This is a genomic window from Enterobacter sp. ODB01, from assembly GCF_001623605.1.
GTDB classification, from domain to species: Bacteria; Pseudomonadota; Gammaproteobacteria; order Enterobacterales; family Enterobacteriaceae; genus Enterobacter; species Enterobacter kobei.
On record NZ_CP015227.1, the window covers coordinates 1,271,961 to 1,288,055 of the forward strand.

At 55.6% G+C, this 16,095-nt stretch carries 14 protein-coding genes; 5 read left to right on the top strand and 9 right to left on the bottom strand.

Annotated elements, in window-relative coordinates; genetic code table 11:
* Positions 1 to 5 precede the first annotated feature (5 nt).
* The 3 genes from A4308_RS06130 to A4308_RS06140 are packed head-to-tail and all read right to left on the bottom strand — an operon-like array spanning position 6 to position 2,998.
* Entirely contained in the window at positions 6 to 833 is an 828-nt protein-coding gene (locus A4308_RS06130) for a carbohydrate ABC transporter permease (protein WP_045269172.1), read from the bottom strand.
* Positions 834 to 1,700: a carbohydrate ABC transporter permease gene (locus A4308_RS06135; RefSeq protein WP_080352177.1), complete on the bottom strand. Its 867-nt coding sequence runs from the start codon at positions 1,698 to 1,700 to the stop codon at positions 834 to 836.
* A gap of 8 nt (positions 1,701 to 1,708) precedes the next feature.
* Entirely contained in the window at positions 1,709 to 2,998 is a 1,290-nt protein-coding gene (locus A4308_RS06140) for an ABC transporter substrate-binding protein (protein WP_048996612.1), read from the bottom strand.
* 186 nt (positions 2,999 to 3,184) lie between these two features.
* On the opposite strand from A4308_RS06140, the gene A4308_RS06145 reads away from it, so the two are divergent.
* The 3 genes from A4308_RS06145 to A4308_RS06155 are packed head-to-tail and all read left to right on the top strand — an operon-like array spanning position 3,185 to position 6,722.
* Positions 3,185 to 4,225 (top strand): LacI family DNA-binding transcriptional regulator, encoded by a 1,041-nt coding sequence (locus A4308_RS06145; protein ID WP_045281886.1) that lies wholly within the window; start codon positions 3,185 to 3,187, stop codon positions 4,223 to 4,225.
* Positions 4,226 to 4,254: 29 nt separating this feature from the next.
* Positions 4,255 to 5,643, top strand: a complete 1,389-nt coding sequence (locus A4308_RS06150) for a phosphomannomutase/phosphoglucomutase (protein ID WP_045281887.1) — start codon at positions 4,255 to 4,257, stop codon at positions 5,641 to 5,643.
* Positions 5,640 to 6,722 carry an ABC transporter ATP-binding protein gene (locus A4308_RS06155; RefSeq protein ID WP_045135427.1) on the top strand — a complete coding sequence of 361 codons (1,083 nt, stop codon included), beginning with the start codon at positions 5,640 to 5,642 and terminating at the stop codon, positions 6,720 to 6,722. Before A4308_RS06150 ends, A4308_RS06155 begins: the two co-directional genes overlap by 4 nt.
* A gap of 32 nt (positions 6,723 to 6,754) precedes the next feature.
* On the opposite strand, the gene metE is transcribed toward A4308_RS06155, so the two are convergent.
* A complete protein-coding gene (gene metE, locus A4308_RS06160) occupies positions 6,755 to 9,016 on the bottom strand; it encodes a 5-methyltetrahydropteroyltriglutamate--homocysteine S-methyltransferase (RefSeq protein ID WP_045281888.1) in 2,262 nt (753 codons plus the stop codon).
* Positions 9,017 to 9,131: 115 nt separating this feature from the next.
* Between metE and metR the strand changes: the two genes are divergently transcribed.
* Positions 9,132 to 10,085: an HTH-type transcriptional regulator MetR gene (gene metR, locus A4308_RS06165; protein WP_023331563.1), complete on the top strand. Its 954-nt coding sequence runs from the start codon at positions 9,132 to 9,134 to the stop codon at positions 10,083 to 10,085.
* On the opposite strand, the gene A4308_RS06170 is transcribed toward metR, so the two are convergent.
* The 3 genes from A4308_RS06170 to pldB all read right to left on the bottom strand — a co-directional run bounded on the left by A4308_RS06170 (position 9,973) and on the right by pldB (position 12,779).
* Positions 9,973 to 10,872, bottom strand: coding sequence for a carboxylate/amino acid/amine transporter (locus tag A4308_RS06170; protein WP_045135425.1), 900 nt, complete (start codon positions 10,870 to 10,872; stop codon positions 9,973 to 9,975). The two genes, metR and A4308_RS06170, sit on opposite strands and share 113 nt — an antisense overlap.
* An 82-nt stretch (positions 10,873 to 10,954) precedes the next feature.
* Entirely contained in the window at positions 10,955 to 11,755 is an 801-nt protein-coding gene (gene yigL, locus A4308_RS06175; RefSeq protein WP_023331564.1) for a sugar/pyridoxal phosphate phosphatase YigL, read from the bottom strand.
* Between the two features lie 31 nt (positions 11,756 to 11,786).
* Positions 11,787 to 12,779, bottom strand: a complete 993-nt coding sequence (gene pldB, locus A4308_RS06180; RefSeq protein WP_045135424.1) for a lysophospholipase L2 — start codon at positions 12,777 to 12,779, stop codon at positions 11,787 to 11,789.
* Between the two features lie 111 nt (positions 12,780 to 12,890).
* On the opposite strand from pldB, the gene rhtB reads away from it, so the two are divergent.
* Entirely contained in the window at positions 12,891 to 13,511 is a 621-nt protein-coding gene (gene rhtB, locus A4308_RS06185) for a homoserine/homoserine lactone efflux protein (RefSeq protein WP_014885639.1), read from the top strand.
* Here the strand turns inward: rhtB and rhtC are convergent.
* Both rhtC and recQ read right to left on the bottom strand, forming a co-directional pair.
* On the bottom strand, positions 13,508 to 14,128 hold the full coding sequence (gene rhtC, locus A4308_RS06190) for a threonine export protein RhtC (RefSeq protein WP_025757538.1): 621 nt from the start codon (positions 14,126 to 14,128) through the stop codon (positions 13,508 to 13,510). The two genes, rhtB and rhtC, sit on opposite strands and share 4 nt — an antisense overlap.
* 61 nt (positions 14,129 to 14,189) lie before the next feature.
* Entirely contained in the window at positions 14,190 to 16,019 is a 1,830-nt protein-coding gene (gene recQ / locus A4308_RS06195) for an ATP-dependent DNA helicase RecQ (RefSeq protein ID WP_014885641.1), read from the bottom strand.
* Positions 16,020 to 16,095 lie beyond the last annotated feature (76 nt).

The window sequence follows — 16,095 nt, forward strand, 5'->3', positions numbered from 1 at the left end:
ATTCCTTATTTCAGTGATAACGACATGCCCTGCAGGAAATATTTCCGGAACAGGATAAACAACACGATGACCGGCAGCATTTGCACCACGGCTCCCGCCATCACTGGCCCCAGATAAACGCCGTAGGATTTACTGAAGGTGGCCAGCAGCACCGAAAACGGCATTTTGTCGGCATCGCGCATGACAATCAGCGGCCAGAGGAAGTTGTCCCACGAGCTTGAGAAGGTAAATAGCGCCACGATCGCCAGAATGGACTTGTTCAGCGGCATCATGACGTGCCGCAGAATGGCCCACAGGCTGGCATGATCCAGACGCGCGGCGTACAGGTAATCGTTGGGCGTACCCTTGAAGCTCTGAGACACCATAAAGATCCCCCAGGCACTCATTGCATAAGGCAGGATCATGGCGCTGTAACGGTTGATCAGACCGAGCTCACGCATCAGCACAAACTGTGGAATGATGAACATGAAAACCGGGAAAACCATCTGCACAATCAAGAGATTACGGAAAGCGTTTTTGCCCCAGAATTCCGTTTTTGCCAGCGCATAGCCCACCAGCATGGAGGTGACGGTCACGCTCGCGGTCACGGTGACAGAGACGAAAAGCGAGTTAAGCAGCGTGCGCAGAAACGGCTTATCGGCCCGGTTGCTGTTATCGAAAAGGAAAGTGTAATTTTCGAGCGTCAGCGTGCCCGAAAAGAGATCCGTGGTATAAATCTGTGCCGTAGGCTTCAGGGATGACACGACCATCCAGACAAACGGATAGAGCCAGCTTAACGCCAGAATAAACATCAGCGCATGAATTAGCAGGCTCAGGGGCGTGAGTTTTTTCATTCATACAATCTCAATGTGTTTTTCGAATAACCGACGAAATAGCCAGATCATCAGGAAACTGCAGGCAGCGACGATAATCGACATGGCAGCAGCCCAGGTAGGTTTCATATTTTGAAACGCGGCTTCGTACATGACCACCATGGGACTGGTGGTACTGTTTAGTGGCCCACCACCGGTAATTAAATAGGGCTCTGTAAAAATACTGAACGCCACCGTAATAGCCAGCACCATCACCATCACAATTTGCGGATTCATCATCGGCAGCGTTATTGCCCAGCCTTTCTGAAAACGCCCGGTTTTATCGAGAATAGCCGCACTATAAATATCCGATGGAATAGCCTGCATGCCGGAATAGAGAATTAATCCGTAATAACCGACAAATTTCCAGGTCACGATAAGCGCAATGGATAGCATGGCGCAGTCAGGGTTGGTAAACCACGGCACGGAAATCCCAAACCACGCAGACAATAAGCGGTTAACCGGGCCGTACTCATTAAAGAGACGGGAAAAGACAATTGAGTACGCCACCCCTGACGAGATATTTGCCAGTAAAAAACTCAGGGCGATAACCCCCCGGCCGTAGTTAATTCTGCGTAATCCGGCAGCAAAAAGCAGCGCGGTAATAAACACGATCGGGACATACCACATTAAAAAGCGGCAAATGTTCCACATGGATGTCCAGAATAACGCATCGTGCAGTACGCCAATAATGTTCTGCAAACCGGTAAATTGCGGTGCGCCGATAAACTGCCAGCGGGTCACGCTCAGCACCACCAGCCAGGCAAGCGGGTAGAACCAAAATAGCAGCGAATAGCCAATCCAGGTGGAGGCCAGCAGGCCTCCGGTTCGGGATTCATATCCAGCCATCATGCCCCCTACTGGCCCGTGAGGGCGCTGATTTCCTGCTGAGATTGTTTCAGCGCGTCGGCAGGCGTACTGGTTTTGAATATCACGCGCTCAAGCATCTGCGTCATGCTGCGCTGTACTTCTGTCGTCTGGTTTGTTGCTGCAGGAGGAAGCGCGACGTCCACCCACGAGGCGATTTGTTTCTCTAGCGGATTTTGTTTGAAGTAACTGACAAAGATCGGATTACTCATTAAATCCGCGCGGGCGGGCGGCATCCCTGTCAACTCAAGCCACAGCCGGTCATGTTCAGGGTTACTGAAGACCCACTGCATAAACTGCCAGGCCTGCGCCTTTCGCTTACTGGAACTGAAGATCACCAGACCTTTGCTGTCGCCGAACGTATAGGGGTGTTCAATGCCCGTCTCGGTCAGCATCGGACCGATCTGAATCGTTTTTAATATGTCCGGATACTGCTTGCGATAGCGGGCTAAATCCCACGGTCCGCGCGCTGAGGCGATAACCTGCCCCGTTGCGAGCGGATCCTCGGCAGAGGTGAAGTCGTAGCTGCTCCACTTATTATTAAAAACGTTGCCCATGAAGGTCAGCACGGCCTCGCCAGCAGGCGTGGTCAGCGCAGGTTTTTTGTCGACCAGATACGGCTTGCCGTGGCTCTGGGCGTAGAACAGCGGAATGAAGTCGAACCAGCGTTCCCACCAGTTTTTACCCGCCGTAAGCTGTATCACATAGCCGTGATTATCCGCCGCCCGACGCTTCGCCAGCGCGTAAAGTTCATCGTAGCTAACCGGTACCCGATCAAAACCGTATTGCTTCAGTAAATCGCCACGCCACCACCAGACAATCGGGTTGATATATACCGGCAGTACCGTTTGTTTGCCGTTTAATTCCCAGGCTGACAGCAGAGAAGCCATTTGCCGTTTCTGAATCGTTTCCTGAAAACCCGGCATTCTGGAGAGATCTTCTATCTGCCCGACATCAACAAGCTGGCTGGCAAAACCAATAAATATATTGGTTGAAATATCCGGTTCAGTCCCTGATGCCAGCGCATTCATTATCGCTTCTTCTGAACTGTTTGCGGCAGGAATAGCGGTAAATTCGACGGGCATATGGGCAGGGTCTTTATTCCATTCCGCCACTATTTTACTCCAGAAGGCTTCTTCATTGACGGTGGGTGTGACCCACATTTTGATTGTTTCACGCGCCCCGGATTGTGTCTCTTTTTTATCATCAGGCCCGCAACCGGTAAGAAAAAAGAGGAATATTACCGATGCTATTAATTTTGCTGCTTCTGCAACTCTCACGTTATATCTCCCTGATGTCGATAAGTGTTAATCGCTCACTGCTGCACTCTGTGAATGGTGCGTAAGCTAACACCCCTTTTTTATGTTTAACGTTAAACAAATCACAAAACTATTTATATTTAACGATAAACTCAGCCGCTATTATTTATTTAATTACGCCTCATAAATAATTTACGCGAATATAAAATGCCTAATTCATTTAGCAAAAGAAAGAATAAAAACGTGACGATTAAATCGCTGGCAGCGGAGATGGGTATTTCACATACCACGGTATCTAACGCGTGGAATAATCCCGAAAAGCTGTCTGCTGAATTACGTGAAAAGATACTTGGGTACGCCCGTCAGGTTGGATTTCAGGGGCCGGATAAACTCGCCCGGGCTTTACGCACCGGAAAATCCGGGGCCATAGGCGTCATTTTTAACGATGCCATGAGCTATGTTTTTATCGATCCGCATGACGTCAGCCTGATGCGCGGCGTCGCGACCCGCTGCGAAGACCGTAATATTAATCTGGTGCTGATACCGCTTCAAAAAGGGCCTTCATCGCTCACTACCCTGGTGGACGGGTATATTCTCAACGCCACGCATAACAGCGCCGCCATTATTCAACAAACCCTGGCCCGCAATCTGCCTGTGGTGACGCTCGATTTTCAGCTTCCGCAGTTCAGCAGCGTGTCGGTGGATAACACACGCGCCATGCGTGATATCACCCACTACCTGATACAAAAGGGTCATCGCCATTTCGGCATTATTGCCTTCCCGTCTCACCCGAACGCGCGCGGGATGCGGCCTCTGACGCACCGCGTGACGGGGGATAACCAACTCATGCTGACCCGCGTGAATGCCTGCCGCGACGCGTTTCAAGAGCACGGTATTAGGCTCAGTGACTGCTGGCTGTGTGAAACCCATCACGATGAGCCACACGGCGAACGGGCAGCGGAAGCATTGCTGACGGCACACCCTGAGATCACGGCGCTGATCTGCTTATCCGATCGTTTTGCCATCGGCGCGGTGAATTATTGCCAGCGACAGCGTCTTGCTATACCTGGCCGGGTCGCCATTACCGGATTCGACAATACCGCCCGGCAGTATAACGGGCCTGGACTTACCACCATCGCGCAGGATGCCGAACGTAAAGGTGAAATCGCGGTTGATCTGCTTCTGAACAATGGCCCCGTCACCCACGTTGCGCTGGAACACCGGCTTATCGAGCGTGATACGGCATGAGATTACCCTGCTTAAGATAAGAGTGAACTATGGATGAACTAACGTGCTTTAAAACCTATGACATTCGTGGCGAAGTTGACGTCAATCTCACCCCTGACATTGCGCGTCGCATCGGAAGGGCGTACGCCGTCTGGCTGCATCCCCGGCGCGTGGTAGTAGGCGCTGATGTCCGCCTCAGCTCGGAGGCGCTAAAAACGGCCCTGATCGACGGGCTTACCGCAGGCGGCGTCGATGTTATCGACCTGGGCATGACCGGTACGGAAGAGGTCTATTTCGCCACCCGGGAATTGCGGGCAGACGGAGGGATCCAGGTGACGGCGAGCCACAATCCCGCCCATTACAACGGCTTTAAGCTTGTTGGCCTTGAGGCGCGCCCGATCAGTAATGACAACGGTCTGCTGGAGATCAAAGCGCTGGCAGAACAGAACCGCTTTCCACCCTGCGTGCGTCGTGGGGGCATTTTTCCCTTCGACAATCGCCCGGCCTGGGTGAACGCTCTGCTGCGATTTATCACTACGTCCCCAACGCGAATGTTACGCCTGGTGGTCAACGCCGGGCACGGCACCGCAGGTCCGGCGCTAGATGCGCTTGATGAGGGCTTAAAGCGTGCCGGTGTACCGGTCGAGTTTATCCGTATTCATCACCAGCCAGATGGCCGCTTTCCCGCTGGCGTACCTAACCCGATGCTGCCTGAAAACCGGCAAAGCACCCGACTGGCCGTCATCGAACATCACGCCGATGCTGGCATCGCCTGGGATGGCGATTTCGATCGTTGCTTTTTCTTCGACGAGCGCGGGGATTACGTTGAGAACTATTATCTCGTGGGGCTGTTTGCCGAACATTTTCTGCGACGCTATCCCGGCAGCCGTATCATTCTTGATCCCCGCTTAATCTGGAACACGCTCGACACGGTCGCCCGTTGCGGCGGTAGCGCAATCGTGAGTAAAACCGGGCATGCCTTCCTGAAAGCCCGGATGCGAAGGGAAAATGCCATTTACGGCGGCGAGATGAGTGGCCATCACTATTTTCGCGATTTTGGCTACTGCGATAGCGGCATGATCCCGCTGATCCTGATGCTCCAGATCCTGGGCGCAGACGCGCAGCCGCTCTCTCATCTTATGCGTCACGCACAGGCCCGCTATCCGGTGTCTGGCGAAATCAACCTGACGGTCAACGAGCCCGCTGCACTCCTCAATGACGTCGCCGCGCACTATGCCCCGGTCGCATGCGAACGCGACACCTGCGACGGCCTGAGCCTGTCCTTCGCAGACTGGCGTTTTAACCTCCGCGCCTCCAATACCGAGCCGCTGGTCCGCCTTAATGTTGAAGCGCGGGGAGATACCGCTCTGCTTGTCCATAAAACTCATGAAGTGCTGATGCTGATTTCTGCCCTGCAAGGGGCTCAGGAGACATTATGACCGCCCTTTCATTACGACATATTCATAAAAAGTACGATAAAAACGTCATCGTGGCGGATCTGTCACTGGAGATAGCATCAGGAGAATTTATCGTTCTTGTGGGCCCCTCCGGGTGCGGGAAATCGACGCTGCTGCGCATGATCGCGGGATTAGAGGCGCCAGACAGTGGCATGCTGATGATGGGCAATGAGGATGTCACCCACCTGGCGGCGGGCAAGCGGAGCTTGTCGATGGTTTTCCAGTCCTATGCACTTTATCCGCATATGACCGTACGGGAGAACCTCGCCTTTGGCTTACGCAATATCCGCACCCCGGAGGCCGACATTGCGCAGCGCATCACCCACGCCGCCAACATGCTCAGGCTGGACGAGCTGCTCGACAGGCTTCCGCAACACCTCTCCGGCGGCCAGCGCCAGCGCGTGGCGATAGGTCGTTCTATTGTCCAGCAGCCCGCGCTGTTCCTGTTTGACGAACCCCTTTCCAACCTTGACGCCGCTCTGCGGGTTGAAATGCGCCAGGAGATCCAGCAACTCCATAATACCCTGAAAAACACCATGATTTACGTCACGCACGATCAGGTCGAGGCGATGACGCTGGCCGACCGTATCGTGGTGATGTGTAAAGGCAATATTGAGCAAACGGGTACGCCGCTTGAACTGTACAACACCCCGGCGAACCGCTTCGTGGCCGAATTCATCGGTACGCCAAAAATCAATATGTTACCCGCCATCTGGCAGCAGGGGGCATTGCATATCGACCCTGATACCGTCTTCCCGCTTTCGCGTCAGCCCGCAGACATTCAGGAGGGGGAATCGGTATTTGTCGCGATCCGCCCTGAACACCTGGGTTATCAGCAGCCGGGGGATTTTAGCCTGAGCGGGAAAACGCAGTTATGCGAACTGCAGGGAGATTCAACCCTGGTGTGGCTGGACGTGGCAGGGCATGCCGTGTGCCTGAAATCCTTCCAGCAACTGAGTCTGCCTGCGCAGCAACGTATCACGCTGACCGTGCAGGAGGCTCATCTGCATCTCTTTGACGCGGCAGGCAAGCGGATTGCAATGACGGAAAATGCCGCCTGAATAGAGTATCAGGCGGCGGGAAATGCGCAGACTTACCCCTGACGCAAATTCTGCGCTGCCTTCACCATGTTGGCGAGCGCTGCGCGGGTTTCCGGCCAGCCGCGGGTTTTCAGGCCGCAGTCCGGGTTCACCCACAGGCGCTCTGCCGGAATACGCTGAGCGGCTTTTTTCAGCAGAGCTTCAATCCACTCCACGCTCGGCACGTTCGGGGAGTGAATGTCGTACACCCCCGGTCCGATTTCGTTTGGATAGTCGAACTCTTCAAACGACTCGAGCAGCTCCATATCTGAACGCGAGGTCTCGATGGTGATCACGTCGGCATCCAGCGCGGCAATGGAATCCATAATGTCGTTAAATTCGCAGTAACACATATGGGTGTGGATCTGCGTGTCGTCCTTCGCCACCGCCGCATTGATGCGGAAGGCTTCCACGCCCCACTTCAGATAGTCATCCCAGTCGCTGCGGCGCAGCGGCAAACCTTCTCGTAACGCCGGTTCGTCAATCTGGATAATGCCAATGCCAGCGGCTTCCAGATCCGCCACCTCATCACGCAGCGCCAGCGCGATTTGCTTCGCAATGGTTTCACGGGTCACGTCTTCACGCGGGAACGACCAGCACAGAATGGTCACCGGCCCGGTCAGCATGCCTTTTACCGGCTTGTCGGTCAGAGACTGAGCATACTTCGCCCACGCCACCGTAATCGCTTCCGGGCGGCTGACGTCACCGATCACCACCGGTGGCTTCACGCAGCGGGAACCGTAGCTCTGCACCCAGCCATTCTGGGTAAACACGAAGCCGTCCAGGTGTTCACCGAAGTATTCCACCATGTCGTTACGCTCAGCTTCACCGTGCACCAGCACGTCCAGACCTAAACGCTCCTGCTCGATGATCGCCTGCCTGATGTGCTCAGCAATGCCGGTACGGTAGTGATTCGCATCCAGATTGCCCTTTTTGAAGTCGAGACGCAGGCCGCGGATCTCGGTCGTTTGTGGGAATGAACCGATCGTCGTAGTTGGCCATGCGGGCAGGTTGAAGCGGGCGCGCTGGGCTTCGGCACGGACTTCATACGGACTCTGGCGCTGGCTGTCCTGAGCGGTGATGGCCGCCAGACGTTTTTCCACTGCCGGATTATGCACGCGTGCCGAATGACGGCGCGCCTGAATCGGGGCGCTCCATTCGGTAATCGCCGCCGTGTCACCGCTGTTCAGCGCGTCGCGCAGCAGCGCCAGTTCTTCACATTTTTGCAGGGCGAAGGCAAACCAGCTTTTCACTTCCGGGTCGAGACGGGTCTCCACGCTCAGATCGATCGGGCTGTGCAGCAGTGAACATGATGAGGCCACCCACAGCTCACGTTTACCGACAATGTCTTTAATTTGAGCATACTTTTCGGTGAGATCGGCACGCCAGACGTTACGACCGTTTACCAGCCCCGCTGAGAGCAGCCAGTCTGCGGGCAGACGTTTGTGCAGTTCCTTCACGTCATCTTTGCCGTGAACCAGGTCAACATGCAGGCCCTGAACCGGCAGCGCGGCAATCGTGCTCAGGTTAGGCGTCACGCCCTCGAAATAGGTGGTCAGCAACAGCTTCACCTGCCCGGTAAGCGCGTCATACGCCGGTTTGAAGGCATCGAGCCAAACCTGGGGCAGCTCAAGCACCAAAGCAGGTTCGTCGATTTGCACCCACTGAATGCCGCGTTTACCCAGCTCAATCAGTACCTGTTTGTAGACGGGCAGAATGTCCTTCAGCAGGCTGAGGCGGTCAAACGGCTCGCCTTTGACTTTGCCCAGCCACAGGTAGGTTACCGGTCCGAGCAGCACCGGTTTCACCTGGTGGCCCAGCGCCAGCGCTTCGTCGACTTCGTCCAGAAGCTGTGTCCAGGTCAGTTTGAACTGCTGACCTTTTACGAACTCCGGCACCATATAGTGATAGTTGGTGTTAAACCACTTGGTCATTTCTGCCGCTGCCGCGGGTTCACCCGTTGGCGCACGACCACGGCCGATGCGGAACAGGGTATCGATATCAACCGATCCATCTTTGTTCTGATGACGAGCCGGCACGTTGCCCAGCAGCAGGCTGGTCGTCAGAACATGGTCGTACCAGGCGAAATCGCCCACCGGCAGCAGGTCAATGCCCGCCTGCTTTTGCTGATCCCAGTGACGGGCGCGCAGCTCGCGCCCCACGGTCAGTAGTTCTTCACGGGTAGCGTTACCCGCCCAGTAGCTTTCTTGCGCTTTTTTCAGCTCGCGACGCAGGCCAACGCGAGGGAAACCGAGAGTGTGATTGCGGATTGTCATGTTATGCCCCTTGTGAATTTCGCTATTTAGACGTCCAGATGTTTACACATCTATAATTGGCAGGTACTGTATATTCCTCAAGCGCAAAATGTTCATGGCGAAGTGAAGGACTTTCATGATCGAGATAAAACACCTGAAAACGCTGCAAGCGTTGCGGAACTGCGGATCGCTCGCGGCGGCTGCGGCCACGCTGCACCAGACCCAGTCTGCCCTTTCTCACCAGTTCAGCGATCTGGAACAACGCCTCGGATTTCGTCTTTTTGTGCGTAAGAGCCAACCTCTGCGCTTTACGCCGCAGGGTGAAATTCTTCTTCAACTGGCGAATCAGGTCCTGCCGCAGATCGCCAGCGCGCTACAGTCCTGTAACGAGCCGCAGCAGACAAAACTGCGCATCGCCATTGAGTGCCACAGCTGTATTCAATGGCTGACCCCTGCGCTTGAGAACTTCCGCCAGAAGTGGCCGCAGGTGGAGATGGATTTTAAATCCGGTGTGACGTTCGACCCGCAACCCTCGCTGCAGCAGGGTGAGTTGGATCTGGTGATGACCTCCGACATTCTGCCGCGCAGCGGCCTGCACTATTCGCCGATGTTTGATTTTGAAGTGCGCCTGGTGCTGGCACCGGATCATCCGCTGGCGGCTAAAACGCGCATCACGCCGGAAGACCTGGCAACAGAAACGCTGCTGATTTATCCGGTTCAGCGCAGTCGCCTGGATATCTGGCGTCATTTCCTGCAGCCGGCAGGCATTAGCCCGCAGCTGAAAAGCGTGGATAACACCCTGCTGTTGATTCAGATGGTTGCCGCCAACATGGGCATCGCGGCGCTGCCGCACTGGGTGGTGGAGAGTTTTGAACGCCAGGGCCTGGTGGTGACCAAAACCCTGGGTGAAGGACTGTGGAGCCGTCTGTACGCTGCCGTGCGCGATGGCGAGCAGCGTCAGCCGGTGACAGAAGCGTTTATTCGCTCAGCGCGGAACCACGCGTGCGACCATCTTCCGTTTGTGCGGAGCGCGGAGCGACCCAGCGGCGATGGACCCACAGTGAAGCCAGGATCACCGCTCCCCCAATAAGGAAGCTCGGCCAGTGCGGTTGCTGCTGCCAGATGGCGAGGTTGACCAGCAGCCCCGCCGGGACGTGCACGTTGTTCATTATCCCGAGCGTTCCGGCGTCGACCTGCGTCGCGCCGTAGTTCCACATGAAGTAACCCAGCCCTGACGCCACCACGCCCAGCCAGACCAGAACGCCCCACTGCACCGACGTGGTCGGCAGCTTTTGCGGGTTACCGAGCAGAAACCACGCCGATACCGCGACAATCGCCGCGCCCATATAGAACCACGCAAATGCATTGTGCTGAGGCATCGGGCGGGTTTCCATCAGGCGTTTGTAGCCCACCATGCCGATGGCGAAACTGATGTTGGCGAGCTGGACGAACATCAACCCGGTCCAGAAGTGATCGCTGACTTTGTCATAGCGAATAATTGCCGCGCCAATCACCGCCAGCGCCGCGCTCAGCAGGTATCCCCAGCGCAGACGACGCCTGCTGAGCAGGTCGTAAATCAACGTAATATAGAGCGGCGTCAACACGGTAAAGAGCAGGAATTCAGAGACGGACAAATAGACGTAAGCCCGGAAGCTGAACAGATACATGATACCCAACTGCATCGCGCCCACCAGCATGTACAGCACAATCGCTTTCAGCGATTGACCACGCGAGCGCAGAAACGGCAGGAATACCAGCGCCGCCAGCCCCACGCGCATCAGCACCGAGAAGTAGCTGTCGACCGAACCGGCAAGGTACTCGCCAATCAGGCTAAAGGAGAAGGCCCACAGGATAGTGGTGATAATGAGTAGCGCCACAATGCTTGTCTCTCAGAAAGAAGGACAGGCATTGTAGCGGACTCTTCAGTTGACATCTGGTCAACAAACAACCAAATGAAGATTATTCAAGGAACAGCTTGCGCAGGTATTTCGGTACCGCGTTGTCAGCGTTGGAACCAATCACTTCCAGCTCCGGATGCAAATCTTTCAGACGCTGATGCGCGTTCTGCATGATGCAGCCCTTGCCTGCCATGGAGAGCATTTCAGCGTCGTTCATGCCGTCACCAAAAGCGATGCAGTCTTTCAGCGCGAAACCCAGACGTTTCGCGACCGCTTCCAGCGCGTGACCTTTGGAGACGCCCCCCGCCATCACTTCCAGACAGGTCAGGGTTGAGAAGCTCACGTTGACGCGATCGCCCCAGCGGGCGTTGATCGCCTGTTCCAGTGGGAGCAGTTCTTCATGGCTATCGCAGGTGAAGAACACCTTACTGATACCTTCCGGCTCAAGAAGGCCCGGCTCGTACAGGGAGTAGTTAAATACCGCTTCCTTGAAGAAACGCATTTCATCCGGGCGGTGGCGGTTCATGAACCAGTCGTCGTTGCGGTACACGTTGGTGATGATAGCCGGGTTGTTATGCACCACGCCGAAGAGATCGGCGGCAATATCGCGATCCAGGTTATGGGTAAAGATCAGGTTACCGTCAGTATCATGCACGCGCGCACCGTTGGAGGTGATCATGTACGATTTGATCTCAAGATTATCGCGGATCTGCCCCACGTCTACGTGGTGGCGGCCGGTGGCAAACACAAAGTTCACGCCACGGGCAGTCAGAAGCTTTAAGGTCTCTTTCGCGTAAGGCGACAGGGTGTGGTCAGGGGAAAGCAGCGTGCCATCTAAATCAGATGCAACAACCTGGTACATAGGGATTTCAACCTCTGGTGGAAAACAATAATCAGTTATGCCTGTTGAAAAATTCAACAATGGCGTTGAGCGCGACTGAGCGCATAACGTCCTTTTCGAAAAGGATCTCATGGTAAGCGCCGTTGATGACCAGCGGTTTTCCCCCTTCACAAGGGTGACCGGCGGCGGCGCGTAATTCACAATAACGGTCATGCATGCGGTTATCGACCACACGCTCTTCTTCAGCCTGAATCAGGAGTGTTGGCGTGTCATCATCACCTACCCCCGCCAGCACCTGTTCACCGGCCAGAATCCCCTCCCGCACCCAGTGCCAGGTCGGGCCACCGACGCGTAAGCGCGGTTCATCGGCATAAAAGCGCAGGTTGCGGCGATAACGCTGCCGACTGTGGGTTAAGACGTTGATGGCGAACGGCAGCGCACGCCAGCGTCCGGTCCCGATGGCATAGCCTTCACGAATGCGCTGATGGCCCTCAGCCCAGTCGAGAAGATGACGCACCATCCAGTCGGGGAAACGTATGACGATACCGTACATCGGCGCGGTTAGCGCAATGGCATCACACTGGTGTTGATACCGCTGCAAAAACAGCGTCGAAATAGCGCCACCCATGGAGTGCGCAAGGATATAGCGCTTACGCCAGGGGCCGGGCTGCACTTCCTGCTGCCAGAACGCGGCAAAATCGTCGACGTAATCGCTGAAGCGATCGACATGTCCACGGTGCGTGTCCTGTAGCATGCGTCCGGACAGCCCCTGTCCACGGTGGTCGATGATGAGCACATCGAACCCCATATGGACCAGATCGTAGGCCAGTTCGGCGTATTTAACGTAGCTTTCAATGCGCCCCGGGCAAACCACGATTACCCGGTCATTTTTCTCATCACGGAAACGAACGAAGCGTACCGGGATGCCCCCGACGCCCGTAAACTCATCTTCCTCACGCTGCCGCCAGAAATCGGTCAGCGGCCCCATAGAGAAAGCAGCAAATGCGTTTTCTCGTGTTTCCCAGTCCTTTTTCTGCTGAAACATTGGGTTTCCACTCACGTAATCCAGGGAATATCGTTTTTTTTCGTAACCGGTCACAAAATGACTCATCAATAGCGTATTGTGGCATAAAAACAGACGATTCGGGAGTTTCAAATGACCTTCGAGTGGTGGTTCGCCTACCTGCTGACATCCATCATCCTGAGCCTTTCACCGGGTTCGGGTGCGATTAACACCATGACTACCTCCATCAACCACGGCTATCGCGGGGCGGCGGCGTCGATTGCCGGTTTGCAAACCGGGCTGGGCATTCACATCGTCCTGGTCGGGATTGGGCTGGGAACGCTATTCTCCCGCTCGGTGCTGGCGTTTGAAGTGCTGAAATGGGCCGGTGCGGCATATCTTATCTGGCTGGGTATTCAGCAGTGGCGCGCGGCTGGCGCCATTAACCTGAATACGCTCGCGCAGACGCAAAACCGTGGTCATCTGTTTAAGCGGGCAGTATTCGTCAACCTGACCAACCCGAAAAGCATTGTGTTCCTCGCCGCGCTGTTCCCACAGTTTATCGTGCCGCACCAGCCTCAGGTGATGCAGTACGTGGTGCTGGGTGCGACCACAATTATTGTCGATATTATCGTGATGATTGGTTACGCGACGCTGGCACAGCGGATTGCCGGATGGATAAAAGGGCCTAAGCAGATGAAGGCCCTGAACAAAGTGTTTGGCTCGCTGTTTATGCTGGTTGGCGCGCTGCTTGCGTCAGCGCGTCATGCTTAGCGAGAAATGATGAGATGAATGCCGAAGCCGGCAAACAGCGCGCCGGCGAAGCCATCGATCCACTTCGCGATACGCTGGTAGCCACGGCGCATCGCCGGTAAGGCAAACAGGCTTGCCACGATAGTGAACCACGCGAAGGTCTCCACGACGATAAGCAGGAAAATGCCCCAACGTGCGCCCGCGCCAACGCTGTCGCCCACAAACAGCGAGAACACCGAGCCGAAATAGATAATCGCTTTCGGATTCGCCAGGTTGGTCAGCAGCCCTTTTACAAAGCTCCGTCCACCCGTTGCCAGCTCCACCTTAGGCTCTTGCGGTTTTTTCTCTTCTTTTTTCAGCGCCCCGCGCAGCATCTGGTAGCCCATCCAGCACAGGTACAGGCCACCGCCAACCATAATAATGTTATGCAGCCAGGCCATCTTCGCCAGGATCAGGTTCAAACCGAGCAGCGCAACGGCCGCCCAGACCATGACGCCCATGGTAATACCGAGCACGCCCATCATCGCCTCTTTACGGGAACGACTGACTGCTGTTTGCGATACGAAGAAAAAGTCAGGGCCCGGGCTCATCAGCGCAACGATGTGCACTAACGCCACGGTGAGAAATAGCATTAACATAATTGGCTCGCAGGGAAATAATTCAGTGAGTCATCATACTGGCACTTTTTTGGCCGGCTGACTACTCCTCATCATCTCCGTCAACGTGAGAACGGATAAGCGCCATAAACTCTTTACCGAAGCGCTCCAGCTTGCGCGTGCCTACGCCGTTGACGCTGAGCATTTCGCTGGCGCTGAGCGGCATCTGTTCCGCCATCTCAATCAGCGTCGCGTCGTTGAACACCACGTAAGGCGGGATGTTCTCTTCATCAGCTATGGCTTTACGCAGCTTACGCAGTTTGGCAAACAGCTTGCGGTCATAGTTACCGCCGTAGGATTTCTGCATCACGCGTGGTTTGAGGGCGACCACGCGCGGTACGGCGAGCTTCAGTTCAACGTCACCGCGCAACACCGGACGCGCGGCTTCGGTCAGCTGTAGCGCCGAGTGCTGAGCGATGTTCTGCGTGGCAAATCCGAGGTGAATGAGCTGACGAATAATGCTAACCCAGTGCTCGTGGCTCTGGTCTTTACCGATCCCATAGACCGGCAGCTTGTCGTGGCCCATGTCGCGGATACGCTGGTTATTGGCGCCGCGCAACACTTCCACCACGTAACCCATCCCGAAGCGTTGATTCACACGGTAAATGGTCGAAAGCGCCTTACGCGCGTCCATCAGGCCATCGTACTGCTTCGGCGGATCGAGACAGATATCGCAGTTGCCGCACGGCTCCTGTCGCCCTTCACCAAAATAGTTGAGCAGCACCAGACGGCGGCAGGTTTGCGCTTCGGCAAACGCCCCCATCGCGTTGAGCTTATGGCGTTCGATATCCTGCAGCTGTCCCTGCGGTTTCTCTTCCAGACAGCGGCGCAGCCACGCCATATCGGCTGGATCGTAAAACAGCATCGCTTCCGCAGGCAGACCATCACGCCCGGCGCGGCCGGTTTCCTGATAGTAGGATTCGATATTACGCGGGATATCGAAATGCACCACAAAACGCACGTTGGGCTTGTTAATCCCCATTCCGAACGCCACCGTCGCGACCACAATCTGCAGGTCGTCACGCTGGAATTTCTCCTGCACATCCGCGCGGATGTGGTTCTCCAGCCCGGCATGATACGCCGCGGCGCTAAAGCCACGGTTTTGCAGACGCGCGGCGGTGTCTTCCACCTTCGCCCGACTGTTGCAGTAGATAATGCCCGACTTGCCGCGCTGTTCCTGGACATAGCGCAGGAGCTGATCCAGCGGCTTGAATTTTTCCATCAGCATGTAGCGGATGTTAGGGCGGTCAAAGCTGCTGACCTGAATATAGGGATCATTCAGCCCCAGCAGGCGAACGATATCCAGACGCGTCGTATCATCTGCCGTGGCGGTAAGCGCCATAAACGGCAGTTCCGGGAAGCGCTGACGGAGCTGGCCGAGGGCGGCATATTCCGGGCGGAAATCGTGCCCCCACTGCGAGATACAGTGCGCTTCATCCACCGCCAGCAGGACCGGGTTCCAGTGTGCGAGATGGTCGAGGAAGTTATCCAGCATCAGGCGTTCCGGTGCGATATACAGCAGACGAACCTGCCCGGTGCGACACCCGGCCATCACCTCTTGCTGCTGCTCCCGGGTTTGCGTGGAATTAAGACAGGCCGCCGCCACGCCGTTGGCGAGCAGTTGATCAACCTGGTCTTTCATCAGAGAAATAAGGGGCGATACCACGACCGTCAGGCCGTTAAGCACCAGCGCGGGCACCTGATAACAGAGTGATTTCCCGCCGCCGGTCGGCATAACGACCAGACAATCACGGCCTTCCAGCACGGTTTCAATGATGGTTTCCTGGCCAGGGCGGAACTGCTGGTAGCCAAAGGTTTCATGCAAAACCTGTTTAGCCAGCGACTCCTGATTCAATACTTCCGCCTGCGCCACGTTAACCCCATATGCCAGAAATGAAACAGGCGCTATTTTCAGCGCCTGAGAGAGAAACTTCAACGTTTAACGCAAA

Excerpts from the sequence above, each read along its gene's own strand:
- A4308_RS06130 (WP_045269172.1), bottom strand. The coding sequence starts at position 833 with ATGAAAAAACTCACGCCCCTGAGCCTGCTAATTCATGCGCTGATGTTT.
- A4308_RS06135 (WP_080352177.1), bottom strand. The coding sequence starts at position 1,700 with ATGGCTGGATATGAATCCCGAACCGGAGGCCTGCTGGCCTCCACCTGG.
- A4308_RS06145 (WP_045281886.1), top strand. The coding sequence starts at position 3,185 with ATGCCTAATTCATTTAGCAAAAGAAAGAATAAAAACGTGACGATTAAA.
- A4308_RS06150 (WP_045281887.1), top strand. The coding sequence starts at position 4,255 with ATGGATGAACTAACGTGCTTTAAAACCTATGACATTCGTGGCGAAGTT.
- A4308_RS06155 (WP_045135427.1), top strand. The coding sequence starts at position 5,640 with ATGACCGCCCTTTCATTACGACATATTCATAAAAAGTACGATAAAAAC.
- metE (WP_045281888.1), bottom strand. The coding sequence starts at position 9,016 with ATGACAATCCGCAATCACACTCTCGGTTTCCCTCGCGTTGGCCTGCGT.
- metR (WP_023331563.1), top strand. The coding sequence starts at position 9,132 with ATGATCGAGATAAAACACCTGAAAACGCTGCAAGCGTTGCGGAACTGC.
- yigL (WP_023331564.1), bottom strand. The coding sequence starts at position 11,755 with ATGTACCAGGTTGTTGCATCTGATTTAGATGGCACGCTGCTTTCCCCT.
- pldB (WP_045135424.1), bottom strand. The coding sequence starts at position 12,779 with ATGTTTCAGCAGAAAAAGGACTGGGAAACACGAGAAAACGCATTTGCT.
- rhtB (WP_014885639.1), top strand. The coding sequence starts at position 12,891 with ATGACCTTCGAGTGGTGGTTCGCCTACCTGCTGACATCCATCATCCTG.
- rhtC (WP_025757538.1), bottom strand. The coding sequence starts at position 14,128 with ATGTTAATGCTATTTCTCACCGTGGCGTTAGTGCACATCGTTGCGCTG.